This window comes from Rhodococcus sp. FH8, assembly GCF_019266085.1.
Taxonomy (GTDB): Bacteria; Actinomycetota; Actinomycetes; order Mycobacteriales; family Mycobacteriaceae; genus Rhodococcus_F; species Rhodococcus_F qingshengii.
Genome location: NZ_LPNQ01000068.1, coordinates 68,162 through 93,344, shown reverse-complemented (window position 1 = coordinate 93,344; position 25,183 = coordinate 68,162). Strand labels below are relative to the sequence as shown.

The window sequence follows — 25,183 nt, the reverse complement described above, 5'->3', positions numbered from 1 at the left end:
CCCTTCAGCTAACCCAAATCAGAAAGCGGGTGGGGAAAAACAACTGGCCGCCACCGGGGAGAACCCGTGGCCACCAGCGGGGAGAACTACTGGCCGCCTACGGGGAGAACTTCGTGGCCATTGACACACTAGTTCCGTGATGGTCTCGCGCGTGCCAGCACGCAGAGGAATCCGAGTCCGGCGATCAAGAACGCCATCGGATAACCCAAGAGCAGGTCCTGCCATCCCGCCGAAGCGAGAAGATGAAGTTGGCCGAGGTGTGTGATGACGTGAAGCAGGGCCATCGCCACCCCGATTCCGACCAGAATCCATCCGAGCACCTGACGGCGACGTTCACGGCGATACTCGGGTGTGTACAGGGAATCTTTCGCCATCTCAGTCCTCCGTGCAGTTCGGATCCCAACCCAGCTACTATGTTACTTAGTATTACAGTACGTAGTTCACCGAAGGGTTGCGCAGTGCCCATAACCAGTCATCCGGTCGGAAAGTTCAGTCCGATAGTCGAACTCGACTGTTCTCGGCAGAAGGACGATCTGTGACGGCCGAGTCCGCATCACCTCACCCGTGTGTGAAACACTTCCACCGAATCCTGCGAGGACTGGTGCTTGCAACGGCCGTCATCCTTGCCGCGTCGTCGTGTGCCACCGGCACAGATGCTGTCGCGCAAGGCGGTAGCTTCGACTTCGTGTCTCCCGGTGGACAAACCGAAATCTTCTACGACCCACCAGAAATCCGCGGAACGATCGGCACTCTGGCAGGTCCGAACCTGATGGAGGAAGGACAACGGGTGTCACTCGACGACTATGTCGGCAAAGTCGTCGTGATCAACCTCTGGGGGCAGTGGTGCGCACCGTGCCGTGCCGAAGCGGACGACCTCGAAACGTCGTACGAAGCCACTCGCGATCTCGGCGTCCAATTCCTGGGTATCAATGTCCGAGATCCACAACGCGACAAAGCGCAAGACTTCGTCGTCGACAACCAGGTGACCTACCCATCCATCTATGATCCGCCGATGCGCACCTTGGCCGCGCTGGGCGGGAACTATCCGACGAGTGTGATTCCGTCGACCCTGGTTCTCGATCGTCAACACCGAGTCGCCGGCGTCTTCCTGAAGGCGCTGCTCGCAGACGATCTCACACCAGTGATCGAACGGGTGGCCTCGGAATGACCGTGCTGGCACAAGACTTGGGAACCACCTTCCAGAATGCAGTGTCCACAGGTCCACTGTTCGTGGCGCTCCTCGCGGCGGCCCTGGCAGGATTGATCTCCTTCGCCTCACCCTGCTGCATCCCCCTGGTTCCGGGATATCTGTCATATCTCGCAGGAATATCCGGGGCACAGACGCCAGCAGTCGCCGACGGCGACACGACAACAGTCACGACTGGCCGCTGGCGGGTGACCGGAGCCGCTGTGTTGTTCGTGGCCGGATTCACGGTGGTCTTCGTCCTCGCCACTGCCTCTGTCTTCGGAGTCATGGGGATCTTGCAACTCAACCGGGAACTCCTGCAGAGGATCGGCGGCGTGATCACCGTCGTCATGGGCATGACCTTCATCGGTCTGGTCCCGGCCCTTCAACGCGACACCCGCCCGACGCCGCGCCGTCTGTCCAGCTTGGCAGGCGCCCCCTTGCTGGGAGCCGTCTTCGGGCTGGGGTGGACCCCATGTCTGGGGCCGACCCTGGCCGGAGTCCTCTCGGTCACCGCCGGTACACAAGGCGCGACTGCTGCACGCGGGGTCGTGTTGATCATCGCGTACTGCCTGGGGTTGGGCCTTCCGTTCATCGCACTCGCCTTCGGATCATCGAAAGCGCTTCGCGGAGTCGGATGGCTTCGTCGACATTCGCGAAGCATCCAAATCTTCGGTGGTGTCATGTTGATCCTCGTGGGATTGGCATTGTTGACCGGATTCTGGGAACTGTTCGTCTCCTGGATTCGCGACGAATTCGTCAGCAACGTGGTGCTACCGATATGACACAACAGGACACTCACGAGACGAAGACGCCCCACCACCGCTCGTTCTTCCGCCCAGCAATCGCGCTGGTCCGCAACACCTGGCGCAAACTGACTTCGATGCGTACCGCGTTGGTGCTACTGTTCCTGCTCGCGCTTGCCGCAGTACCCGGCGCCCTCCTGCCGCAGCGAAACCTCAACGTGGGCAAAGTCAACACATACATAGCAGCACGTGGCGCCCTCGGACAGTGGATGGACAAGATCGAACTGTTCGACGTCTTTTCCAGCTCCTGGTTCACCGCCATCTACGTTCTGCTGTTCGTCTCACTCATCGGTTGCTTGATCCCGCGCCTGGCAGAGCACCTCCGAGCCCTCCGCAGCACGCCGGTCCGTGCCCCGCGCAATCTGTCCCGCCTGCCGCACCACCACGCCGCGCAGGAACTGACTGCTGATTCCACAGCCGCAGTCGAGCGCGTCCGTGCGGCATTGCCCCGATGGCGGCTCGCGGTGCGAACAACAGACGACGGAACAACTGAGCTTTCGGCCGAAAAGGGTTATCTCCGAGAAGCCGGCAACCTTCTCTTTCACTTCTCCCTCCTCGGACTGCTGGTTACGATTGCGATCGGAAAGCTGTTCGGATATGAGGGCTCCGTCATCGTCATCGCCGATGGAGGACCCGGATTCTGCAACACCTCACCCGCCGTCTACGACTCGTTCAAAACCGGAAATGCGACGGACGGAACCGGTCTCGAACCATTCTGTATCAGGGTCAACGACTTCGCCGCCGACTATCTAGACAATGGCCAAGCTTCGATGTTCACCTCCAACATCTCATACCAAGAGGGCGCGACAGACGAGGGTCAATGGAACAACTATCAACTGAAAGTGAACTCCCCACTGAGAATTGGCGGCGAACGCGTGTACTTGACAGGACACGGGTACGCGCCCCAATTCACTGTCACTTTCCCCGACGGCCAGACACGGACGGAATCACTGCAATTCCGCCCGGACGACGCCACCACTTTCCTCAGCAGCGGCGCGCTGCGATTCGACCCCCCAGGCGGGACATACGGATCAGTTGAGGAGCGTCGCACCAATCAGATCGCCGTCGAGGGTTTGTTCGCACCCACAGCGGCATTCAACGGCAACCTCCTCACGTCTGCCTTTCCCGACATGCGCGACCCGGCGGTCGCCATCGACATCTACAAAGGGGACACAGGTCTCGATACCGGCATTCCACAGTCGATCTTCAGCCTCAACACCGAGATGATCAACCAGGGCCGCCTCACCAAGCAAGCGCGCGTCAATCTACGGCCAGGAGAATCGTCCATCTTGCCCGATGGCACTCGCGTGACATTCGACGGCGCAAAGGAATTCGCCAATCTTCAGGTTTCCCACGACCCGGCACAGATTTGGGTACTAGTCTTCGCCATCACCATGATTACCGGCCTGATCACTTCACTGGTGATAAAGCGTCGCAGGATATGGGTGCGGATCACCTCGACGACATCAGACCCGGGTCAAGTATCGCTGATCGAACTCGGGGGACTGGCGAGAACGGACCACGCCGGATGGGGCGCAGAATTCGACATCGTGCACAGACGCATCTGGCAACCCGAAGAACCCGCCCGCAGAGAAGAGCGACATGACGATCAATGAAACCCTTTCCCGATACAGCGATCTCAGCTACGGCACGGCATTCCTCGTATATCTACTTGCCCTTATTCTCTTCTGCGCGCAACTCGCCTCGGTACGCACACAGTCGCTCACACCCACTGCGAGGATGGGTGTCTACGCTGGTCCCGTACCGACCGCACCCGATGCAAGAGCCCCTGGGCGAATCGTCGAATCTTCGCCCCGCCCGATGGCGGATCGGCTCGGCAACATGGGGTTGTCTCTGGTCGTGGTCGCATTCGTCTTCCATCTCGGTGCGCTCGTCCTCCGTGGGGTAGCGACGCAACGAGTGCCCTGGGGCAACATGTACGAATTCGTCACCTTGACGTGCGCGGCGGCGGTACTCGCCGGACTGCTTCTGTTACGGCGACCTGATCTGCGAACACTGTGGGTCTTCGCTCTGGTACCGATCCTCGTTCTCATGTTCGTGGCAGGAACTGTCCTGTACGCGAATGCCGCCCCCGTCGTTCCTGCCCTGCAATCGTATTGGCTTCCGATCCACGTCTCGATCGTCTCGATCGGTAGTGGGGTGTTCCTGATCTCGGGCGTATCGAGCATGTTGTTTCTGCTCAGAGTCCGATGTGACAACCGTGGTGTCGACTCGAAGCTCGGCAGATGGTTGCATCGTCTACCCGAGGCGCACGTGTTGGATCGATTGGCTTACAAGACAACGATCTTCGCCTTTCCGCTCTTCGGAGCAGGAGTGGTTCTGGGAGCCATCTGGGCGGAAGCGGCCTGGGGTAGGTTCTGGGGGTGGGACCCCAAAGAAACGGTCTCCTTCATCGCTTGGGTGATCTACGCCGCCTATCTGCACGCGCGCGCCACTTCTGGTTGGCGCGATACCCGTGCCGCCTGGATCAACATCGCCGGTTTCGTCGCAATGCTGTTCAATCTCTTCATCATCAATATGGTCGTCTCCGGCCTCCATTCGTACGCGGGGCTCAACTGAGGGCGAGCGGGTGAAAAGTGGCGCGGGGCATACGGATCAGGGGGGAGCCCGCACCTGCACGGAGCCGATACGTCCCGCGGTGGCTCAGGCTGGGTATATTCGAGTGAAACCCGCGGCACAACGACTATTTGAGACCGTCGGTGACCGACCCTGCCCGAACTGCGCAGCCGGGGGAGTGGCGCACCCATTCTGACATGAGTGTGGGAACGTGGTGGATCGAACTTGTCAATCATGCGCACTTCCTGCCCTTACAAGGCGGAAGCCGTTGTGGGCGGCGCGTCAGGGAGTATCTTTGCCCGAGGTCCTGCGCCGACACTCGAGTTCATCGTGTATCAGTGTCAATCTGATGTGGTCACACCTGCTCAGTGCCGGCTGGCTTTCGAGTCGGTACGCCTCCGCGATCAGCTCAGAGTCGGTCATCCCCCGCCGAACGTCTAGCATTGCGACCTCCACGTCGTCTGTTCTCGTTCGCGTACCCGATCAGTCCCTCACCAGTCGATGGGCACGGTTTGCGCCTGAACCTGTTTCAGGATGTAAACGAATCGATTCGGCTCCAGGCGGCGGTTCCCTTTGTGCCCGCGTTCCCTCCTCGTCCTGAGGAACGACGAATGCGATCCGCGCACGCTGATCTCGAGATATCGGCGGATGTGATGACCAAACCCTCCACACATGAGGTTGCTTCCACGCTGTTCGGGGCCCTCAGGGGGTATTGGCCTCTCACCGAGAAGGCTCGGTGCCTCTGCCGGGATCCTCGCCGAGCAGAGACACCGAGCCGCGTGCGCTCACATCCGAGTGAGACCTCGGTAACGACCGCCTGCAGTTGTGATCACAGCGTGGCGAGAATGTCTTCCATAGTGGTGATTTCCTCGTTTTGCGTGCTGATGATGTTCTGCGCCATGGAGATCGCTTCTGAATACTGCCCGGAATCAACTTCAGTTTGCGCCATCGCGACTGCTCCGCGGTGATGGTCGATCATCTGTGTGAGGAACAGCTTCGCGGCATCTGTCCCCTGCGCATTCTGCAGTGCAGTCATGTCCTCGGCGGACATCATCCCCTCCATGCCGGGCATCGTTCCCATGCTTTCGGAGGGCATGGGCATGGGCATGTTCATGCTGGTGGAGGGTGTCATGCCTTCCATGTTGTGGGAGGTGGTCGGCATGTTCATGCCCGAGGAGGACGAACTTTGTCCCCAGCTGGTCAACCAGGCCTGCAGCTGCTCGATTTCTGGGCCTTGCGCCGCTTTGATCTGTTCTGCCAACGCTGTCACTCGGGGGTCGATACCGTCTTTGGAGAGGAGCATGTCGCTCATCTCGACGGCTTGACTGTGGTGAGGGATCATCTGCTCGGCAAATGTCACATCTGCCTGATTATGAGTGCTCGCGTCCGCCGAGCTACTGGACTCGGCACTCATTGACATCGGTGTGGAGGTGGTTCCATCGGAATTGGAACTGTTACATGCGGTGAGGACGAATAGTGCTGCAGTTGCTGCCGCACTGATTGCGAGGATCTTCTTCATATCGGGGAAACCCTTTCGTTGGTAGATCGGTTGTCCGGTCATGAGGCGTTCTGTGAGGTCGTCTTCGGGGTAGTGCTTGGTGAAGGCCGGTGTTGATCCGGGGGAGAAGGGAGGCGTAGTCGCTTCAGCAGTAGCGCGTTGACGGCGACGATGAAGCTGGACCCGGACATCGACAGCGCTGCGATCTCTGGACGAAGTACGAGTCCGAGGGAGGGTTCGAAGACTCCAGCGGCGATGGGGAGGGCGATGACGTTGTACCCGACGGCCCATCCGAGGTTCTGTCGCATCTTGCGGAGGGTGCCTCGCCCGATTTGTAGTGCGACCGGTACGTCGAGTGGGTCCGACCGCATCAGCACGAGGTCCGCTGTTTCGATTGCGACGTCGGTACCTGCGCCGATGGCGATACCGAGGTCCGCTTGTGCGAGCGCGGGAGCATCGTTGACTCCGTCCCCGACCATCGCAACCTTTTTGCCGGCATTTTGCAGCTCGACGATCTTGGCGGCTTTGTCGCCGGGGAGCACTTCCGCGATGACGGTATCGATACCGAGCTGGCCCGCGATGCGCTGTGCGGTGGCTTCGTTGTCGCCGCTGAGCATGACGACTTCGACGCCCAAGTCGTGCAGCGCCGCCACTGCGGCGGCGGAAGTCTCTCGGACAGCGTCGGCGAGTGCGATCACCCCGACGCCCTGTCCGTTCACGGCGACGAGTACTGCTGTGCGCCCGCTGGCTGCGAGGTCGTCGCGTGTGCCCATCAATGTGCCGAAGTCGACGTTTTCGGCGATCATCAGTTTGCGGTTGCCTACCGCCACTCGACGACCGTCTACCTCCGCAGCCGCACCATGACCTGGCACATTACGGAAATTTGTGAGGGGAAACTCCGGGGCGCCGCGTTCGGTCGCGTAGCGGACGATCGCGCCGGCGAGGGGGTGTTCGGACTCGCGTTCGACCGCCGCGACGAGGGAAAGGAGTTCATCGGTGCCGATACCGTCGACGACGACGTCGGTGACTTCGGGTTCACCCTTGGTGAGGGTGCCGGTCTTGTCCATCACTACCGTCTCGATGCGCGCCGAGGCTTCCAGCGCGGTGGCATTTTTGAACAACACTCCTCGTTGAGCTCCGAGTCCGGTGCCGACCATGATGGCGGTGGGCGTGGCCAAACCGAGTGCGTCGGGGCAGGTGATGACAACGACGGTGATCGCGAACAGAAGCGCGGTCTGCACTCCTGCGCCCGCCGCCCACCAGACGAGGAAGGTGCCGGTGCCGCCGATCAAAGCAACAAGGACGAGCCAGAACGCGGCCCGATCAGCGAACCGTTGCCCCGGCGCTTTCGAGTTCTGCGCTTCCTGGACCAACGCCACTATTTGGGACAGGGCGGTGTCGGCACCGACTTTGGTTGCTCGGACGCGAAGTGTGCCCGTCGTGTTGATGGACGCACCGATGACTGTGGATCCCGGTTCTTTGGACACGGGAAGGCTTTCCCCAGTCACCATCGACTCGTCGACTTCGGAAGTTCCGCTCTCGACCGTTCCGTCGACCGGGACTTTGCCGCCTGGTCGGATCAGTAACAGGTCTCCGACGACAACGTCGGCGGTGGGAACTTCGACCGGTTCGCCGTCTCTCAACACGATCGCCAATGGCGGGGTCAGTTCGAGCAGTGTACGAATCGCGTCGTTGGCTCCACCTCTGGCTCGCATCTCGAACCAATGTCCGAGCAGGACGAAAGCCGTCAGCACCGATGCGGCCTCGTAAAAGACCTCGCCGCCGCCGGTGAACGTGACGGCGACGCTGTAGAGCCAACCTGCTCCGACGGCGACGGCAACGAGGACCATCATGTCGAGGGTGCGGGCCTTCAGAGCCCGATAAGCGCCGTCGAAAAAGATCCAGGCCGAGTAGAACACCACTGGCAAGCTCAGTATCAGGGTGAATACGTCGTCGCGGAGTCCGAACGGGGCTGGAACTGTGAATCCGAACATGTCGCGCCCCATCGGGGACCACAGCATGATCGGAATGGACAGAACGAGAGCGACGAGAAAGCGATTTCGCATGTCCCGGACCATGTCGTCCATCGACATTCCGGCGTGGGCGCCTCCGTGCCCCATCATGTCCTGTGCAGAGTGTTGAGCATGTGGTTCGTGCGCCGTGTGTTCGCCGTGCGGAGATTCTCCGGGGTGTTCGACCGGTGCGTCGGTTGATGTGTCGACGTGGTCTGAATGAACGTGGTATTCAGAGGGCGCGGCGCGGGTGCTGTCGTTCGGTTCGGCGAGGGGGTCGCAGCTGTGGGCGGGCACCGATCGCCCTGCGCAGTGATAGCCGCAGTCCCGGATCCATTGAGACAGTTCGGGTATCGAGGTTGCAGCCGGGTCGTAGGTGACCGTGGCAGTTTGGTTGAGAACGTTGGCCTCGGCAGAGACGACTCCGCGTCGGCGAAGAAGAGTTGATTCGACTGCGGCTTTCGATGTCGCCCACTGCAATCCTTGTACTTCGAGAACGGTGGTTCGATTCATCTCTGCGCCCTCTCGTTGTGACCGCCATTCTTGCGGCAGCGACCATGCGGATACCTCGGTGGCATGTTCCCGTGTTGTGGCAGATCGTCGGCACCTCTGGGCGTGATGTTGTGGGGTCCACGTGTGTCTCAATACTTGAGCCTGCCGGTGGCGGATATGCCTTGGTTAGATGTTTGGTGAAGATTCGATGAAGGACCATGGTGTCCCACGCAGTCGACGACTGCCCTCGTCCGTGATGGTGGTCGTCGTGGAGTGAAACCTTTGGATTCGTTGCGGGTGCGGTGGGACCTCTCCCGCGCCTCGCGTCCGAAGAGTTCAGGGCAGACGGCAATCACCGGGGCAATCGAATTCGGGATCAAGTCAGTGATCGGAGCTTGTGGCATGACTGGTGAATCGTCGTAGGCGCAAACTGTTCGTGACGACGAAGATGGAGCTGAAAGCCATGGCAGCGCCGGCGATCAGCGGGTTCAACAACCCCAGCGCCGCCAGAGGCAACGCCGCCACGTTGTAGGCGAAGGCCCAGAAAAGGTTCCCTTTGATGGTTTTCAACGTCGATCGCGACAGACGGATCGCATCTGCGGCGGAGCGCAGGTCGCCTCGGACAAGGGTGAGATCGGAGGCTTCGATGGCGACATCGCTGCCGGTGCCCATGGCCAGACCTAAGTCTGCTTGTGCCAGAGCAGCGGCGTCGTTGACGCCGTCACCGACCATAGCGACTGTGTACCCACGGATCTGGAGGTCTTTGACGGCGTTGACTTTGTCTGCGGGCAAGACTTCGGCGATGACATCGGCGGCTTCGATCCCCACTTGTTTTGCGACGGCGCCGGCGGCGCGAGCATTGTCGCCGGTCAGCAGGATGGGACGTAGTCCCAAGGTTCGGAATGCAGTGATGGCCTCTTTCGAGGTGTCCTTGACAGTGTCCGAAACGACCACGATTCCGCGGATCGAACCGTCCCACGCAACCCACACCGGGGATTTTCCGTCGGCTTCCGCGGCGTGTGCGGCCACCTCCAGATTCTCGGGTGCGACGAGAGACCAGTCCTGCTCCAACCAGGTTCGCCGACCTATAGCAACGGCTCGGCCGTCGACGACACCGGAGACGCCTCGGCCGTCGTGGTTGGAGAAACCTTCGATTCTCGGCAACGGCCGGCCGTCAGCTCGAGCTGCGAGAGTGATGGCCTGGGCGATCGGGTGTTCGGAGCCGTCCTCCAACGCTCCTGCGACAAAAAGTAATTCGTCGATATTCTCGCCATCTGCGGCGACTGTCGAATCGACACTCATGCGCCCGGTGGTGACGGTCCCGGTCTTGTCGAGCACGATGGTGTCGACCTGACGGGTGGATTCGAGAACCTGGGGGCCTTTGATGAGAATCCCCAACTGGGCGCCGCGCCCCGTTCCGACCATCAGCGCCGTCGGTGTGGCCAACCCCAATGCGCAGGGGCACGCGATGATCAGCACGGCAACGGCGGCGGTGAATGCCGCCACCATCGAGTGACCGGTCAAAAGCCACGCACCCAACGTCATCAGTGAGAGAACGATGACGACCGGGACGAAGATTCCGGAGATGCGGTCGGCGAGACGTTGGACCTGAGCCTTGCCGTTCTGTGCATCTTCGACCAGTCGTGCCATCTGAGCGAGCTGAGTGTCGGCGCCGATACGAGTTGCTCGAACGAGGAGTCGCCCTCCAGCGTTGACGGTGGCACCGACAACGGCGTCGCCAGGGCGCACTTCCACTGGCACGGATTCGCCGGTCAGCATGGAGGCGTCCACCGCAGATGCGCCGTCGGTGACGATGCCGTCGGTCGCGATCTTTTCGCCGGGGCGGACGACGAAGATGTCACCGACCACCAATTGTTCGGTGGGAATTCGGATCTCGGTGTGTTCCCTCAACACCGCTACGTCTTTGGCTCCCATGTCCATCAGTGCGCGTAGGGCTGCACCCGACTGCTTCTTGGCGCGGGCTTCGAAATATCGCCCCGCGAGTATGAAGACGGTGACCGCAGCGGCTACTTCCAGATAGATGTGGTCCGCTCCGCCCTCCTGCTGTGGGAACAAGCTGAACTCCATCTTCATGCCGGCCATTCCGGCGTGACCGAAGAACAACGCCCACAACGACCACAGATAGGCCGCCGACACCCCCACCGAGATCAGAGTGTCCATCGTTGCCGCGCCGTGTCGAGCATTCGTCACTGCAGCGCGGTGGAAGGGGAGTGCGCCCCAGACGACGACGGGGGATGCGAGCGTCAAGGCCAGCCACTGCCAGTTCGTGAACTGCAATGGCGGGATCATCGACAATGCGACCACCGGCACAGTCAATGCGAGCGAGACGAGCAGTCGGGTCCGCAGTTGCGAAGTCTCGTCCTGGGTCCGAGTGTTCACCCCGTCGGTAGTGCCGACCTCCCCGGACGACTCCTTGGGGGCCGGCAAGGTGGCGGTGTATCCCGTTGCCTCGACGGTGGAGATCAAGTCTTCAGGTGCTACCGAACCCGTGAAGTTGACCTTTGCCTTTTCGGTCGCATAGTTCACCGTTGCGGTGACGCCGTCGATCTTGTTGAGCTTCTTTTCGATTCGCGCGGCGCAGGAGGCGCAGGTCATGCCGCCGATGGCCAATTCGACACTGTGTGCGGACTCGGCAGCGACGGTCGTGTTGTCCAGGGTGCTCATCAGATGTACCTCTCCTGACCTGCCTACGCTGGCGGTGTGGACGCCTGGTCAGATGTTCGCGAGATGATAGTTGCCGGCTTCGTCGAGAGCGGCAGTTACTTGTTCCTCGGTCAGGGGCGCTGAAGCTGTAACGGTCACAGTGGAGACTCCTCCGGCGACGAGATCGATATCCACCTCGCTCACTCCGGGGAGGGCGCGCAGCTCGTCCGTGACGGCGCCGACGCAATGCCCGCAGGTGAGGCCGGTGACCGCGAAGGTGTTGTTGGTTGCAGACATGATGTCCTCCGTAGTGGTGGGCGCGGATGTGGTGGGTGGTTTCTTCGTCGAGTTGCATCCACAGCCGCGTTGCGTCTTGTCGAGTAGATTCGCCTGCGAGTTGGTCTGACCCCTCATGATTCCCTTTCCATGGAGTACCCCTGGGGGGTACCTATTTTTACTATACTCGCGTGAGGAGAGGGTGAGTCAAGGCTGCGCGTCGACCTACTTCCCCCGGACGTTTGGCCGGATTCCCCTCTCGTGTATTCGCCTGTGCAGAGAACGTCGAATTTCGAGCGACCGTGGAATGCGCCGGAGCTATGGGGCTGGTGCGCCGTTCGCGGGATTTCGATCCCAGTCCAGCGGCGGGACAGAGGCCGGGGATTCCGGGACGCTGACCCGACGCCGGGGCGGCCACAATCCCACCTCGCCGAACGGGGCAGGAAGAGGTCCGAATGAGATGCCGGCCCAATCAGGTCGCGCCTCCCGTGCGGGTGCGATCGTGTATTCGGACGTCTCCACGTTGTCAAACGATGTAGTCCAAGCGAGTCATCATACCCGCCTCCTGGTGATATCCATTGTGGCAGTGGAGCATCCAGTCGCCCGGATTGTCAGCGATGAGATCGACAGCGACAGATTCCATCGGACGAACGATGACTGTGTCCTTGCGAGGGCCGACACCGCCGTCACCTTTGACCACTTGGAAGGTATGCCCGTGCAGATGCATGGGATGCCACATCATCGTCATGTTGGTGAACGTGAGCCGGGCGCGGTCCCCTTCTTTGACGGTCAGCGGCTCGGTTTGGTCGTAGTTCCGACCATTGATCGTCCATTGGTAGCTCATCATGTCTCCCCCGAGGTCTGCCACGAGATCGACACCGGTGCCATCGCTCCGAGGCAGAACGACACTTTCGGCTGCAGTGAACGTCTCGACCGTGCCCACTCGACCTGCCAATTCCCGAGGGAGAAACGAGGCGTCGGGCGCAGCACCCGAGCCCGTACGCAACAGCGCCCGAGCCTGAGCGTTCTTCCCCTCGGCAGCGGCGACGAGCGGGAATACACCGTCCTTGACCGTGACGATCACGTCGTAGCGCTCACCCATGCCGAGCAGAAGCGCATCGACTTCTGTCGGTACGACCGGAAAACCGTCCGTATGGGTCACGGACATCACATGATCGGCAAGAGCGACTCGAAAAGCGGTATCCGCACCCGCGTTGATGATGCGAATACGCACACGCTGACCGGGAGCGGCCGAGAAAGTAGTCGGTGCAGAAGCTATCCGCCCGTTGATCAGATAGTAGGGATAGTTGACGTCACCCGCGTCCCCGCCGAGCAGAGCGCTGGATTCTGCCGAGTTCGGGCCACCCGAGATGGGGGGCGGGGTGGTTTCGGCCGAACCGTGGTTCATTCCACCCATCCCAGGCATGTTGCCCATCCCGGATCCGCCCATCGAACCCATGCCGTTTCCGGACTGAAGGTCGGAGAGGATCTGTTGCGGGCTCGTGCCGACTCCATCCGTCCAGTCGTCGAGAACCACGATCCATTCGGCGTCGTAGTCGGCGGGCTCGCGGGGGTCGTCGACGACGATGGGGAGATAGAGGCCGTAGTCGGTGTCGAGACCGACATGGGGGTGAGCCCAATACGTTCCCGAATGAGGTACCGAGAACCGGTATGTGAAGTTCTGCCCCGATTCGATGTTCGGGCTTGCCGGCATGGCGCCGTCCATGTCGTTGCGAAGTGCGATGCCGTGCCAATGCACCGATGTCTGATGATCGAGTCCGTTGTTGACGGTGATCGCCAACTCGTCACCGACATTCGCGCGAATCAACGGACCGGGAACATTGTCGCCGTATGCCAGAGTGCGCACCGTGATGCCGCCGAGATCGATATCGACGCCCTGCGGATTGAGCTTGTAGTCCACGGTGCGACCGGTATGCGGGCGCGCTGCCTCAGCGGCCGCGATGGCATTTTTGTCGAACGGCGGGGGGTTCGGGTTGGACGATCCACTGGTGGTGCATGCGGTCAACGCCAGTCCCCCCGCCCCCGCCGCCGTGGCGGCGAGAAACGTACGTCGACTGAAAGCCGATCCTGTGAACGGCGCAATAGCCATGATTGTGATTGTCCTTGTCTAGTCGTTGTGGAGAAGCGGAACTGTGATACGCCACCGAGCCCGGGGCGCGCGTGCTGCAGAGGTCAACGACTCTCGTGTCGACGAGAGGATCGATCCAAAGCTTCACTGCGGGAGCGATACTCGTCATCGTCGATCTCGCCGCGTGCGTAGCGCTCATCCAACAGATGCTGCGCATTCGTACCACGGAGTTCGCTGCGGTCACTGCGTCTGGGACGAAACAAAGCAAGTAGGGCCGCAATGACCAACCCCCAAAATGCGATCATCGCCAGCGCCATAAGAATCCAGCTGACCCAACCCATTCCATAACCCGAATTCTCGCTCCACCACATCATGTCCGTTCACTCTCCTCACCCCCCGATAGTGCTCGCCGAACCCTCTGGGATCGGTGTGCGTTCTATGAAGATTCGCTGAAGAGGTGACCGCATACCGTGTATGACGTGCGCAGCGGCGGCTGAGCAGTCCACGATGGTGGCATGGACAGTACGTCAACACGGTCAACCGACGGTTACGCAGGTTTTCGGGCACTGGTCGTCGACGACGAACGCCCACTGGCCTCGATCATCTCGAGTTATCTCGAACGAGAGTCTTTCGAGGTGAGTGTGGCCTACAACGGTTTCGACGCTCTCGCCCTGGCACGTGAGGTCGATCCTGATGTGGTGGTCCTCGATCTCGGGCTGCCCGGTATCGACGGCATCGAGGTATGCCGGGAACTTCGTACATTTTCGGATGCATACGTGGTGATGCTGACTGCTCGCAGTGAGGAAGTGGACACCATCGTCGGGCTTTCTGTCGGTGCCGATGATTACATGACCAAGCCGTTCAGCCCCCGAGAGTTGGTAGCGAGGATCCGCGCGATGATGCGCAGACCCCGCAGCGGAGTCGCGCACGGTACAACTGCGAGAGCGGTAACCCGAGACGAGGAGAGTCCGCCAATGACGTTCGGGGTGCTCAGGATCGACGTTGCCGGGCGAGAGGTCTCGGTCGCCGAGAAACCGGTTCTGCTGACTCGGACGGAATTCGACGTGTTGGCGGCATTGGCCGCTCGGCCGGGGATGGCGTTCAGCCGTCGGCAACTGATCGAAGCAGTGTGGGGTCCTGCGTGGACGGGGAACGAACATCTTGTCGATGTTCATATCGGTCATCTGCGCCGCAAACTCGGCGATGATCCCGCCGCGCCTTTGTATGTCAATACCGTGCGCGGCATCGGGTACCGAATGGGTTCCGGAAAATGACTACCCTGGAAGAACTTTCGTCTCATCAGGGGCGTACCCGCCGAGGACTCGGTGTCGGCGTGCGTTTGTTGATGGCCCAAACGCTGGTCTTGGTGGCAGGAGCGGCCACCTCATGGGTCGTTGCAGTCACTGTCGGTCCGAGTTTGTTCCGCGAGCATCTGCGCCGAGCGGGCGTGCCTCCGATGTCTGAGGAGCAAATGCACGCCGAGCAGGCATATCGCTCGGCAACTGCGGTCTCGTTGTCCGTGGCGATCGGCGCAGCTGCGTTGTGCGCGCTGGCTGTGACCTGGTATCTCAGTCGTCGGCTGCAGCGGTCGGTGACTGCGGTGTCAACTGCCGCCACGGCAGTCTCGGCGGGAAACTACGCGGCCAGAGTCCCGCCGCCGCAGCTCGGTGACGACTTCGACGCACTTGCGACGGCCTTCAACGAAATGGCCGTTCGACTCGAGTCTGCCGAGTCGATGCGTCGACGGTTGCTGGCTGATCTCGCGCACGAGATCCGGACGCCGGTAGCTGTTCTCGAAGCATTCATGGAAGCGCTCGAAGACGGAGTGGAAGCTCTCGATGATCACACCATTGCGATGCTCAGAGATCAGACCCGACGTTTGGCTCGGTTTTCCGGCGACGTCTCGGCGCTGTCCGATGCCGAGACGAATCGAGCTGCAATCGAACCGACATGGACCAGACCTGAGGTACTGGTGAGCTCGGCGGTAGCGGCGCACGAAGAACGATTCGACACGAAAGCAGTCTTTCTGAGCGTGGACGTCCCCGGAAATCTGCCGTCGGTGTGGCTGGACCCGGAGCGCATAGGGCAAGTGTTGAGCAATCTACTCGACAACGCACTGCGCCACAGTCGATCACAGAGCACAGTGAGGGTGCGGGGACGGGTGAAAGGGGATCGGTTCATCCTCACACTCACCGACGAAGGCGATGGGGTCGCCGCCGAGCACCTCCCCTATCTGTTCGAGCGTTTCTATCGCGCCGACGCAGCACGCGATCGTGCTCACGGAGGGGCAGGGATCGGACTGTCCATCGCGAAAGCGCTCGTCGAAGCACACGGTGGACAGATCACCGCCGCGAGTGACGGAGCCGGGCAAGGCACCACCTTCGTTATCGCGTTGCCAGTACATCGTCCGAAATAGCGGCACATCGACTGCCGGGGAACTGTCGATGCGTGACATTCGACGCGACATTCGAGGTAATCGAAACGCTCCGGGAACACCCACTCACCCCGCCGCTACCGGCACACCTGGTCAAGAACTCGTGAGGTGAACGATGAATGAGGATGCACGAGACCAGAGCGCAGAGGTGACCCGGCCCGGGGACTTACACTTCGATCGCTGTGACGTAGGCACTCGCGCACACCGAACCCGAGACCAGGAACCAACTACTCAGGCTCTCCCCTGAACTGTGATACCGCACGGTCACGTCGTTTCCCGCGGTGATGGGGGCGCGATATTCGAGAATCGCCCGGTAGGGGAGCAGATTTCGGGGTCCGACCCAATCCTTGATCAAGTCTTCGACAGGCTGCCAATATGTGGCGTTGTTGACGTGGTTGAACGGATCGATATCGCTCGATCGTAAGACGAATGTCGTTTCCTCCCCATCCCCCGGACGAGCGGTGTGCCAGGGTTTCCACTTCAATCGGTGATCGTTGGTGGTCGAACCGAGTCCGGCCATGAAACTCTCTTCGATCCTGGAAGGCATCCCGTTCACCGGATTGAGATTTATCCAGAATCCTTCGGTCTCGATCAAGCCGCCGCAGTCGGATTCGATGCGGACACGCATCGTGCACCACCTGCTCGACAACCCCGAGCACCATCTGTGCATGCGCACACGAGCCGGCCAGCGGACCGGACGAATGACATCGATGACAGTGCGGCGCACGACCCACACCGGGTGAGCGGCCGCTGCGCCGCTCGCATCGAGATCGTCGAAACCGATGTCCTGCAGATAACGTGCAACGCCATCGAGTCGCAGCGCCCCGGAGACGTCGATATCTCCCGTCCGTACCGGCCGAGAGGTTTCGAACACCGCGCCTTTGGTCGGCAAATCCACCAGGCGGTGGTTGCGCATCGCGTCAGCTTCCATTTTGCAGATCCCTTAGATGTGATTGTTCGCTTCGATACTTTGCACACCCTTGCTGCAACGTAGTGCGATCCCTACGCCCAGTCCCGCATCAGCCGCCGGGTCTGCCGCAGTCGTACCCAGTAGTCCGTGCCCGGTCTCCGAACATGGTGGGCAAGGAGCCTATCCAGTCTCGCAAATTACTACACCGCCCGCGTGATTGCCGGTTGAGGTTCGATGTCCTTTCCAGGGCTCTTCGTGAGTGTGTCCAAGATCGTTGCGGCACTGGAATTCCCATATTCCTCGGCTCGACCTCGAAGCGCCTCGTCTGGCGCCGCAGTGCCCACCCGCGCGTTCACGCTCGGCCTCTACCTACTATCCAGGTTCGTAGTTCAGCTACTATTGACCTTAGTAGTTCGGTGGGCATCCGCGCCAACCGAGAGATTGGGGCGACGGTGAGCAAAAAATCAACCAAAACCCGCGCGAAACAGCGGTCTACGACACAGAGTCGAGCCCGACGCGCCACGTCACCGAACCTGAACCCCACTTCACGACCGCACGACGATGTCGGCACAACACCCCGTGCTAGGCACAGTCCGGGCGGTAGTGCCGTGGAAGAACTGGCCGCAGCGGCCGCAGCGGCGTATCTGAGTAAAGCAGCGCCGACACCAGCCCCTGCCTTGGCTCAAGCAGCGCCGGCCATCGTAGAAAAGACGATGCCCGCCAAGCCATCGGGCACTGAACGCGTTGCCCAGCCATTGGGCAATGACGAGGCGACCGCTGCAATGGAGCTCGCTGCGCCCGGCGGTGGGTGCGCGGAAGCGTTCACGCAGATAGAACCGCAGGGGCTCGCAGCAACGTACTGGGGAGAACCGCCCGAGGTTACTTCCGATCTGTCGATTCTGTTCAGGGGAGCCCGCAACAGCCCGGGCAGTGAACCGGAACATTTTGAGAGAGTCACCCACGTCAACGGTGTTCCAGCGGGGGGTCGCTTCGCGGTAACTGCGAGAATCCGCGGAATCGCCTCTGGTAGTTGGACTGTCAGTGCAGAGCGCATCGAAACTCCGGACGATACCGCCGGACAGTTCGACATCGCAGCTCCGCAGACTGCGACGGCCCGGACTACCGCAGCGCCATTGGTGCACGGGCCCGGCGTGAGACTCTGGACGTGGCCGCTCCTAGTCGGTTTGGGTGCAGTGTTCGCCATCGTCATGCAGGCACTGCTCTTGACCCGCATGAACGAAAACGCCACTGCGGCAGTTCTCATTTCGATCCTTGGCTGCCTTCTCGGTTACGTGGGTGCGAAGCTCTGGTACTTGGCACTTCACCGCCAGAGCCTCCGAAAATTTGTCACTGCCGGCGCATGCATTCAAGGATTTTTGGTGGTCTCGCTCGGGGTATTGGTGCTCGGCGGAGCAGCTTTCGGTCTGGGTGTCGGTTTGCTACTAGACATGACAACACCAGGGTTGTTTCTCGGTATTGCGATTGGGCGCCCGGGCTGCTTCTTGACTGGATGCTGTTCGGGTCGACCTACCGTGTCGAGATGGGGAATGTGGGCCTCGGACCGGACTCTCGCGGTGCGCCGAATCCCCGTGCAACTGATCGAAGCCTTCGCAGGTTTGATCATCGGTCTCGCGACACTGGGTTTCGTCCTCTACGGCACCGAAACGCCCTATGACGGAGCAGTATTCGTTGTCGCCGTGGCAATCTACACGTGGGTCCGTCAATTGTTGTTCCCCTATCGTGCGGATCCTCATACGCGGCGCGGGCGGCTTCTGACCAGCACGGCATGCGGAATTGTCATCGTCGCGACGATTCTGCTGGGCGCGGTGTGATCGGGACCCAGTAGTAGACTTGTGCGCTTTTTGGCTGCTGCCACGTGCGCAGAAGGTGAGTCTCGCGGAAATTGGGATGGTCTCGAATCAAGTTTCGCGCGGGATCTGGCCAATTCGATTGGCGCCGCGTTCGGTGCGTGAGGCCGGTTCAGTTCGAGGAGGGGGTTGAACCGACCTCGGGCATGAGCGCTGCGAACCGGACTCTGTGTCGATGCGCGTTTCGCACTGTGGCTTTTATGCACCTGTTGCGCATGAAGCCATCGCCATCGCACCCAGTAGCGCCAGAAGAGGCGCCGCAGGTAGGACGATCGCCGTTCCGCAGGCAGCAAGGGTGCGGAGGTAACGAATGGGCGCCGGGTGGTGGGTGCGATGGGAGGACAGACGATCAAGTCGCAACGCCAGGCAATCCTGCGCTATTCCCAGAGCCGCCACGGGCACATCGTGAGGTGTCATACTGCAGAGTGCTCGGTGCACGGATTCGCGCCCATGCTGACGAACGGCTCGGGAGTCGGCTTCGATTTCCACCAACGCACGGACCAATGGGGGCGAAGATCGCATGATCGGAAGCCACGGGAACGCGTAGGCGAGCGTTTGCGCTGCACTGACGAGCAGATGGTGACGGCCCGTGATGTGTGCCCGTTCATGCGCGAGCACTGCAGCCAGAGCCTCGGTGTCGAGTTGATCTCTCAATCCATCGCTGGCAACGACAAGCGCAGGGCGCCCAGCGATGCTGTAGGCGAAGGGCACAGAAACCGGGAGCCAGAGCAGTGACGAGGACCGTGCACCCCCCAGAATGCGCAGCAACCCGAGGTGCTGCTGGTGTAGCTCGCGGCGGGTACGGGAGAAGCTGAACAGATGGACGGTGCCTCGCACCGCCCCGATGACCAGGGCTGACCCACCGAGTACACCCACCGCCGTCTCGAGCCTGGCCGGCGCGTCGTCGTGAAGGGCGAGCCAACAGCTGTGGGCGAATTCGATCAGCGACGAGACACCACCGTGACTGGGTAAAAGGCTCAAGATCACCGGGACACTGATACTCACTACAGTTCCGAGTGCCAGAGCGCCCCACAAGACGAGGACGACATGCGGATCAACGCCGCGACGCATCATCGATCCGAGGAACAGCGGGGAGAGTGCGGCAACGAGAAGGCCACCGACCGCCCACGCGAGGACGGCTGTCACTTCTTGCCTCGTTCACGCAATCCACGCGCCAGGATCTTCGATTCGACGTCGGATGTCCCGCGAACAAAATGCAACAGGACCCCGGTCGGGTCTCCGGTGGATTCGAGAAGTGCGCGCAACCCGTCAGCTGCCGCTTCCTCGCGGCTTCGCGTGGCTTCGTACCAGTACGCGCGCCCGTTTCGCTGACGATGCACCCAACCTTTGCGATGAAGATTGTCCATGACGGTCATCACCGTCGTGTACGCCGGTTCACGGTCGTCATCGAGGCCGTCGATGACGTCGCGAACACGGACCGGTTCGGTGGAGCGCCACAGCACATCCATCACCAGCGCCTCGAGCTCTCCCAGACCTTGCATTTTTCCTCCTCGTAGAGCTGCATTCGTCACCGCACCGTGTGAGTGCCCAACCTGCAACCTCCGTCGCTTTCGTACGGGCCCAACCAGCGCTGTCGGTGATTCGTCGGTCACAGTGATGTGGGACCGCTCGATGAGGGTGTCGTGTCGACTCTGCACGCTGGAGGTTGCCGAGACGGCGAACCGAAGCCCTGTAGAAATACTATCTGTTCTGCTTCCCGTCGCCGCCCCGATACGGCGGCGGTGTCTGGCGACCTCCTCCAGCGACGATCTGCCGAACCCCTGTCAGCTCTGACAGTGTCAAAGGTTTATCCAGCACTTTCGCGTCGACTACGGGAGAACGTCTCGCGCGGAGCTTCTGTTTGCGATTCAGCATCGTTTGCCGGCAGGGCGACAGGTCTTACAGCGCGCTGCCTTCCGACCATCGGTCCCACGGCACACTCCAGTCGCCGTTCCGCCACAATTCGAGAGGGGCGCCGCCGGTATTGCGTATCTCCACGACATCTCCGGGAAGCGAAAAATCATAGAACCATTGAGCATTGGCGCGACTGAGGTTCAAGCAGCCGTGTGAAACATTGGTATTGCCTTGCGCCCAGACTGTGTCTTCGAGTTCGTGAAGGTAAATTCCGTCGGTGCTTATTCGGGTGGCGTAGTTGATTTTTTCCTTGTACCCCAGCCGGGAATTGACGGGAAGTCCGTAGGTCGACGAGTCCATGATCACGGGGTTGGCCTGATCGAGGACGGTGTAAATGCCTGGTTGGGTCCAGAAGGAGATCGTTTGGCCGTTGACGAGCTCGGTTCCTCCCATGCCCATCGATGTCGGCATAGTGCGCACAGTTTTGCCGTTGCTCGTGACCGTGACTTGCTTGGTCGTATCGTCGGCGACGGCGATATGCGAGTCGCCGATGGTGAATGCAGTCGTGGCGTCTTCCTGTCCGAACAGTCCGCCACCGAGCGGGACGCCGAAGACCGCAGCCCGGACCGTGACCTCGGTGCCGGGGGGATAGTACGCACGAGGTCGCCAGTGAACATTCTGGTCATCCACCCAGTACCACGAGCCTTCGAGCGGCACCGACGTTTGCACAGTCAGGCTCTTCTCCGCCGCTGCACGATCGAGGATCGGCTCGTCGAAATGCGTGACAATAACGATCCCTACCCCGAAAGTGCCACCATCTGTGAGGAGGTTACCCCCGGCCGTCACGAAGGATGGTTTGGTCAGGTTCCGCGGCTTGACTGTGGAGAAGGTGCTGGACTGATCGAGACGTGAGCCTTCGTTTTGGGTGGCTGACGCTGTCATCGTGTAGGTCTTCCCGTAGTCCAAGGAAGCGCCGGGTTTCCACACCTGCCGGTCAGGGGTGAAGATGCCATCGACCACAGCCCCGCCCACTTCGGTGAGCACTACCGAGTCGAGCCTCCCGCCAACAGATTCCACCGTGACCGGATCAAGGGGGTTGACGGTATCTGTCCCCCCGGAAGGAGTCATCACCAGCGCGGAGACAGGAGAGTCGTTCTCGGCGGGCGCACCCGTGTCACTCGGTGCGGACTGCGGTGCTGTGGAGGTGCATCCTGTCAGCGTTGCGACCACAAGGACAAGGACGAGTAACCCTGTATGCCGTGTTGAGGTCATAATTGTTCCTTCACGTCAGTGGGTGGGGAGCGCCGACGAAGACAGTGATTCGCAAGGGACGCAAGTAATCAGATGGAAGATCAGAGCGGACAACGAGAAGAGAGGCTTCGATGGACAGGCCTAGCCACTCGACAATTTCGGATCAGTTCTGTTGCAAAAGTGCTTGCATCGCGGTGATCTCGGACTGCTGTGCGGCGATGATATCGGTAGCCAATTGCTTGGCGTCGGCGTTGTCGCCATCGGATAGTTCCGATTGGGCCGTCGCGATCGCGCCGGAGTGATGTTCAATCATCATCTTCAGCCACGCGGTGTCGAAGTCCCCATCGCGCAACCCCTCCAATTGAGCGATCTGCTGCTGGGACATCATTCCTGAATCAACCCCGCCGTGGTCCATTCCATCCATGGAGTCCACAGGGGAGGTGGCGTCGGACGTAGGTTGACCCCATTGTTCGATGAGCGCTGCAATCTGATCCATTTCGGGCCCGCGAGCGGTTTGGATCGAAGCGGCGAGTTCGAGTATTCGAGGATTGGTGGTGCGACTGTCAACCATCTTTGCAATCTCGACGGCCTGTGCGTGATGTGGATACATCATCGCGACGAACTGCATATCCGCGCTGTTGGCGCCGTTGGGCTGCGAGGCCGCGGAGGAGTTGGACATGTTTCCGCTGTCGTTGCTCGACATTTGGCTCATGTCATGGCCGCCGCAGCCGGCGATCAGCATCAGACCGACGGCAGACCCCGCTGAGACTGCTATACGTGTGGAAACAGCACGTGTAAGCATCATATTTTTCTCCTGGAATGTGTGGTTGTGCAAAAAATTCTTCTGGGGAGGGGCCGTCGACCCGGATGGTCAGTAGTTCCACTATGAGCGTCTGTCGTATCCGCAGCGCCGACAGTTGGTTGTGTAGGGGCAAGGTGTCGTGCACGGTGGGCCCGAACACGATGCACGTCTGCAGCAACAGGGGAACGTGCAACCCTCCACTCACGCGCGCCGGTATGATCCTCGTCCTCGCGCTCGGTGACGACTGTCGCGGTGATCAGCGAGGTGTCGTGCGCCGCGACAGGCAGGACCAGCGAGGTGATGGTGGAACCTGCAATCAGAAGGTTGCGGTGATCAAGACAAGCGACAGCAGGCGATGAGTGCTTGAACAGACTGCAGGCCAGAGCCACCGCTACCGGTTCGTCAATCAGCGTATGCCGTAGGGATTTCGAAGGCCTGGGCGCGGCCAGTGCGCGGGTGCGACAGAACTGGCAGGGGTGAATGAACGCGTAAGGGGAGATCATCGCAGCTTCCGTTCCTATTGCACGGTGACAGTTCACTGGACGTGAATATCTCATCAGTTCTCCCCCATCAGTTCACCTCGGGGTAGACGAAGGTGCGGGTGATGAGATGTTTTGCATCGCTTAGTGTTTCGGAAATTATTCGTCCAGTTTGGTCAAGGTCGAGCAGCACGTTCATGCCCGCAGCCGGATAGCCCACAGCCAGACGGAGTTGCCGTCCGGCACTGGGTAAGCGCACCACGACGGGCGCAGTACCGTCCGCATACGGCTCCTGGGCGAGAAAGAACTCGCTGGACAGACTTAGTTGGTGAGGTTCGGGGCCGACGTTTGCGGCATCACTGGTCACCGATTCGTAAAAGGTCAGATTCTTCTGAGCACGAGTGATATCTACGGCTCGAGCGAGATCAGTGTCCCCGGACTGAACAGGCCATGGAATTAACATGCTGACCGTCCCGCCACGCCACCCTGTCGCCGCAGCCTCAAGCGTGAGCACATTTTCACCCAGCGGCCAATCAGTTTGCGCCACGAAGCATCCGGATCCGCACCCGCGCAAGGAAAGTGAAGTGTTCACCCCGCCCGCCCGCAGTGCGCCGATCAAGGTGTATTCCTGGTCCGGTTCCTGAGCGTAGTAGTCGACGCGGCGCGGAGTCGACAGTCGAACCACCAGCTGCCCTTCGCTGGCGGCGACGCTCACCCCAATCTGTCCGGCCAATGTTCCCAGCGGCAGAACCGGACCGATGGCTGCAGGTGGTCCCGGCTGGGCGGGTGAATTGGCAGGCGCCGTCGAGACTAATGCAGCACTGATGGCGAGCACGGAGATCAGGAGGATGCTCTCGATACGAATCTGATTGCGCAGTTTGCCCACTTGTTCAGTTCTGCGCATCGTCCGCCGTGCAGATATCGCCACACCCGAGGCGGCGATGACGAAGAGTAGTTTGACCGTCAGAAGTTGCCCGTACGGGGTGGAAAACATTGCGGCAACGGGGATCAGCAACAATGCCGAGATCGTACCAGTGGTCACGACGACGATGAAGGTCCACAGCGCAAGTCGTGTGTAACCGGCCACGACCCACCGAACCGGGGCATGCTGACCCCGCCACGCGAATGCAGTGCGAACCGTGTGGAGCAAAGCACCGACCCAGATTGCCGCTGCCGCGAGATGAACGGCGGTGAGAAACGCGCCCCATCCGGGAGCGACGACGTTTGCGTGCGAGCGCAGCCCTTCGGCCGCAATGACCAGCAGAAGGGCCGCACTCGCAAGTCTGGTACTCCCCACAGCTTTCAGCGCCAAGGCCAACACGAGCCCACACGTCTCTACGAGCAAGATGATGCCCGCACGTTCTTGCCATAGCGCAGCAACGCTGGACGAAGCGGCGAGCGAAACCATGAGGCCTGCAACACCCACCAAAGCAATGCAGATGCCACCCGGAAACCAGGTGCGCAACTTCTTCAGCGAAGGGTTCTCGGCGTGCGGCACAGACGACAATCTCTCCGCGACAATTGTCCCGAGCGCGAGGGCGAACCCGACGAACAGCAGCCACCGGAGCACGGTTTCCGTCCACGAGGTCGAGGCGCTGTCGTCGCCACCGCCACTGTCGGTCAAAGCGAGGCCGACGGCAAACCGAAAGTCTTCCTCGACGAGGTCACCATCTGCGCCGATCACTTGCCACCGGACGGTATAGGTGCCCGGCGACGGAGCATCCGAGAGCCGGGAAGTGATTGCACGGCCACCTTTGGACGACTCTGCTGCATCCATCGGGCTCTCACGACCGGCGCCGTCCAGGACTTTGATTGCATCGGCCCCGGGGGTGACTCGTTCGTTGAAGATCAGGGTGATGGACTGCGGAGGCTCGGAAACGGCAGTCTCCGAGCCAGGTTCGGTAACGAGCAGCGTGGGGTGAGCGCCGGCGATGCCAGCTCCCAGAACCACAAGGACTCCCGCAACGAGCACAAGTATGATGCTC

General features: G+C 60.9%; 20 protein-coding genes. 7 read left to right on the top strand and 13 right to left on the bottom strand.

From position 1 onward, the window contains the following. Window positions 1-128: 128 nt before the first annotated feature. A complete protein-coding gene (locus tag ATN38_RS18120) occupies window positions 129-374 on the bottom strand; it encodes a hypothetical protein (RefSeq protein WP_218748324.1) in 246 nt (81 codons plus the stop codon). Window positions 375-601: 227 nt separating this feature from the next. On the opposite strand from ATN38_RS18120, the gene ATN38_RS18115 reads away from it, so the two are divergent. From ATN38_RS18115 to ccsB, 4 genes are read left to right on the top strand one after another with little or no spacing between them, the layout of a single operon-like run. Then, window positions 602-1,168: a TlpA disulfide reductase family protein gene (locus ATN38_RS18115; RefSeq protein WP_230587701.1), complete on the top strand. Its 567-nt coding sequence runs from the start codon at window positions 602-604 to the stop codon at window positions 1,166-1,168. Then, window positions 1,165-1,971, top strand: coding sequence for a cytochrome c biogenesis CcdA family protein (locus ATN38_RS18110; RefSeq protein ID WP_019747361.1), 807 nt, complete (start codon window positions 1,165-1,167; stop codon window positions 1,969-1,971). Before ATN38_RS18115 ends, ATN38_RS18110 begins: the two co-directional genes overlap by 4 nt. Then, window positions 1,968-3,608 (top strand): cytochrome c biogenesis protein ResB, encoded by a 1,641-nt coding sequence (locus ATN38_RS18105; RefSeq protein ID WP_218748323.1) that lies wholly within the window; start codon window positions 1,968-1,970, stop codon window positions 3,606-3,608. The genes ATN38_RS18110 and ATN38_RS18105 overlap by 4 nt, the downstream gene beginning before the upstream one ends. Beyond that, complete coding sequence (gene ccsB, locus ATN38_RS18100; protein WP_218748322.1) at window positions 3,595-4,572, top strand: c-type cytochrome biogenesis protein CcsB; 978 nt, start codon at window positions 3,595-3,597, stop codon at window positions 4,570-4,572. The genes ATN38_RS18105 and ccsB overlap by 14 nt, the downstream gene beginning before the upstream one ends. Window positions 4,573-5,398: 826 nt before the next feature. Here ccsB and ATN38_RS18095 read toward each other — a convergent pair. From ATN38_RS18095 to ATN38_RS18070, 6 genes are all read right to left on the bottom strand, one after another. Further along, window positions 5,399-6,130, bottom strand: a complete 732-nt coding sequence (locus ATN38_RS18095) for a DUF305 domain-containing protein (RefSeq protein WP_080726680.1) — start codon at window positions 6,128-6,130, stop codon at window positions 5,399-5,401. Beyond that, window positions 6,127-8,592, bottom strand: coding sequence for a cation-translocating P-type ATPase (locus ATN38_RS18090; protein ID WP_042451152.1), 2,466 nt, complete (start codon window positions 8,590-8,592; stop codon window positions 6,127-6,129). The genes ATN38_RS18095 and ATN38_RS18090 overlap by 4 nt, the downstream gene beginning before the upstream one ends. A 360-nt stretch (window positions 8,593-8,952) precedes the next feature. Then, entirely contained in the window at window positions 8,953-11,256 is a 2,304-nt protein-coding gene (locus tag ATN38_RS18085) for a cation-translocating P-type ATPase (RefSeq protein ID WP_218748321.1), read from the bottom strand. Between the two features lie 48 nt (window positions 11,257-11,304). After that, entirely contained in the window at window positions 11,305-11,532 is a 228-nt protein-coding gene (locus ATN38_RS18080; RefSeq protein WP_042451149.1) for a heavy-metal-associated domain-containing protein, read from the bottom strand. A 505-nt stretch (window positions 11,533-12,037) separates the two neighbouring features. Then, window positions 12,038-13,621, bottom strand: a complete 1,584-nt coding sequence (locus tag ATN38_RS18075; protein ID WP_019747370.1) for a multicopper oxidase family protein — start codon at window positions 13,619-13,621, stop codon at window positions 12,038-12,040. Between the two features lie 83 nt (window positions 13,622-13,704). Next, window positions 13,705-13,974, bottom strand: a complete 270-nt coding sequence (locus tag ATN38_RS18070; RefSeq protein ID WP_080572277.1) for an SHOCT domain-containing protein — start codon at window positions 13,972-13,974, stop codon at window positions 13,705-13,707. 141 nt (window positions 13,975-14,115) lie between these two features. Here ATN38_RS18070 and ATN38_RS18065 point away from each other — a divergent pair, with 141 nt between their 5' ends. Together ATN38_RS18065 and ATN38_RS18060 are read left to right on the top strand one after the other, a co-directional pair. Then, the gene (locus tag ATN38_RS18065) at window positions 14,116-14,874 is read left to right on the top strand and encodes a response regulator transcription factor (protein ID WP_019747372.1); all 759 of its coding nucleotides are present in this window, start codon (window positions 14,116-14,118) and stop codon (window positions 14,872-14,874) included. Further along, window positions 14,871-16,016 carry an ATP-binding protein gene (locus tag ATN38_RS18060; protein ID WP_218748320.1) on the top strand — a complete coding sequence of 382 codons (1,146 nt, stop codon included), beginning with the start codon at window positions 14,871-14,873 and terminating at the stop codon, window positions 16,014-16,016. The genes ATN38_RS18065 and ATN38_RS18060 overlap by 4 nt, the downstream gene beginning before the upstream one ends. Window positions 16,017-16,200: 184 nt before the next feature. Here ATN38_RS18060 and ATN38_RS18055 read toward each other — a convergent pair whose 3' ends face one another. Beyond that, window positions 16,201-16,965, bottom strand: a complete 765-nt coding sequence (locus ATN38_RS18055; protein WP_218748319.1) for an acyl-[acyl-carrier-protein] thioesterase — start codon at window positions 16,963-16,965, stop codon at window positions 16,201-16,203. 587 nt (window positions 16,966-17,552) lie between these two features. Here ATN38_RS18055 and ATN38_RS18050 point away from each other — a divergent pair. Continuing rightward, entirely contained in the window at window positions 17,553-18,776 is a 1,224-nt protein-coding gene (locus ATN38_RS18050) for a prolipoprotein diacylglyceryl transferase family protein (RefSeq protein ID WP_308256287.1), read from the top strand. A 234-nt stretch (window positions 18,777-19,010) separates the two neighbouring features. On the opposite strand, the gene ATN38_RS18045 is transcribed toward ATN38_RS18050, so the two are convergent. From ATN38_RS18045 to ATN38_RS18025, 5 genes are all read right to left on the bottom strand, one after another. Beyond that, on the bottom strand, window positions 19,011-19,958 hold the full coding sequence (locus ATN38_RS18045; protein ID WP_218748318.1) for a M56 family metallopeptidase: 948 nt from the start codon (window positions 19,956-19,958) through the stop codon (window positions 19,011-19,013). Next, window positions 19,955-20,314 carry a BlaI/MecI/CopY family transcriptional regulator gene (locus ATN38_RS18040; protein WP_019747377.1) on the bottom strand — a complete coding sequence of 120 codons (360 nt, stop codon included), beginning with the start codon at window positions 20,312-20,314 and terminating at the stop codon, window positions 19,955-19,957. The genes ATN38_RS18045 and ATN38_RS18040 overlap by 4 nt, the downstream gene beginning before the upstream one ends. A gap of 397 nt (window positions 20,315-20,711) precedes the next feature. After that, a complete protein-coding gene (locus ATN38_RS18035) occupies window positions 20,712-21,938 on the bottom strand; it encodes an Ig-like domain-containing protein (RefSeq protein WP_218748317.1) in 1,227 nt (408 codons plus the stop codon). Between the two features lie 142 nt (window positions 21,939-22,080). Continuing rightward, complete coding sequence (locus ATN38_RS18030; protein WP_019747379.1) at window positions 22,081-22,659, bottom strand: DUF305 domain-containing protein; 579 nt, start codon at window positions 22,657-22,659, stop codon at window positions 22,081-22,083. Window positions 22,660-23,289: 630 nt separating this feature from the next. Next, window positions 23,290-25,149 (bottom strand): copper resistance protein CopC, encoded by a 1,860-nt coding sequence (locus ATN38_RS18025; protein ID WP_308256283.1) that lies wholly within the window; start codon window positions 25,147-25,149, stop codon window positions 23,290-23,292. Between the last annotated feature and the right edge of the window lie 34 nt (window positions 25,150-25,183).

Excerpts from the sequence above, each read along its gene's own strand:
- ATN38_RS18120 (WP_218748324.1), bottom strand. The coding sequence starts at position 374 with ATGGCGAAAGATTCCCTGTACACACCCGAGTATCGCCGTGAACGTCGC.
- ATN38_RS18110 (WP_019747361.1), top strand. The coding sequence starts at position 1,165 with ATGACCGTGCTGGCACAAGACTTGGGAACCACCTTCCAGAATGCAGTG.
- ATN38_RS18105 (WP_218748323.1), top strand. The coding sequence starts at position 1,968 with ATGACACAACAGGACACTCACGAGACGAAGACGCCCCACCACCGCTCG.
- ccsB (WP_218748322.1), top strand. The coding sequence starts at position 3,595 with ATGACGATCAATGAAACCCTTTCCCGATACAGCGATCTCAGCTACGGC.
- ATN38_RS18095 (WP_080726680.1), bottom strand. The coding sequence starts at position 6,130 with ATGACCGGACAACCGATCTACCAACGAAAGGGTTTCCCCGATATGAAG.
- ATN38_RS18090 (WP_042451152.1), bottom strand. The coding sequence starts at position 8,592 with ATGAATCGAACCACCGTTCTCGAAGTACAAGGATTGCAGTGGGCGACA.
- ATN38_RS18085 (WP_218748321.1), bottom strand. The coding sequence starts at position 11,256 with ATGAGCACCCTGGACAACACGACCGTCGCTGCCGAGTCCGCACACAGT.
- ATN38_RS18080 (WP_042451149.1), bottom strand. The coding sequence starts at position 11,532 with ATGTCTGCAACCAACAACACCTTCGCGGTCACCGGCCTCACCTGCGGG.
- ATN38_RS18075 (WP_019747370.1), bottom strand. The coding sequence starts at position 13,621 with ATGGCTATTGCGCCGTTCACAGGATCGGCTTTCAGTCGACGTACGTTT.
- ATN38_RS18070 (WP_080572277.1), bottom strand. The coding sequence starts at position 13,974 with ATGATGTGGTGGAGCGAGAATTCGGGTTATGGAATGGGTTGGGTCAGC.
- ATN38_RS18065 (WP_019747372.1), top strand. The coding sequence starts at position 14,116 with ATGGACAGTACGTCAACACGGTCAACCGACGGTTACGCAGGTTTTCGG.
- ATN38_RS18060 (WP_218748320.1), top strand. The coding sequence starts at position 14,871 with ATGACTACCCTGGAAGAACTTTCGTCTCATCAGGGGCGTACCCGCCGA.
- ATN38_RS18055 (WP_218748319.1), bottom strand. The coding sequence starts at position 16,965 with ATGGAAGCTGACGCGATGCGCAACCACCGCCTGGTGGATTTGCCGACC.
- ATN38_RS18040 (WP_019747377.1), bottom strand. The coding sequence starts at position 20,314 with ATGCAAGGTCTGGGAGAGCTCGAGGCGCTGGTGATGGATGTGCTGTGG.
- ATN38_RS18035 (WP_218748317.1), bottom strand. The coding sequence starts at position 21,938 with ATGACCTCAACACGGCATACAGGGTTACTCGTCCTTGTCCTTGTGGTC.
- ATN38_RS18030 (WP_019747379.1), bottom strand. The coding sequence starts at position 22,659 with ATGCTGATCGCCGGCTGCGGCGGCCATGACATGAGCCAAATGTCGAGC.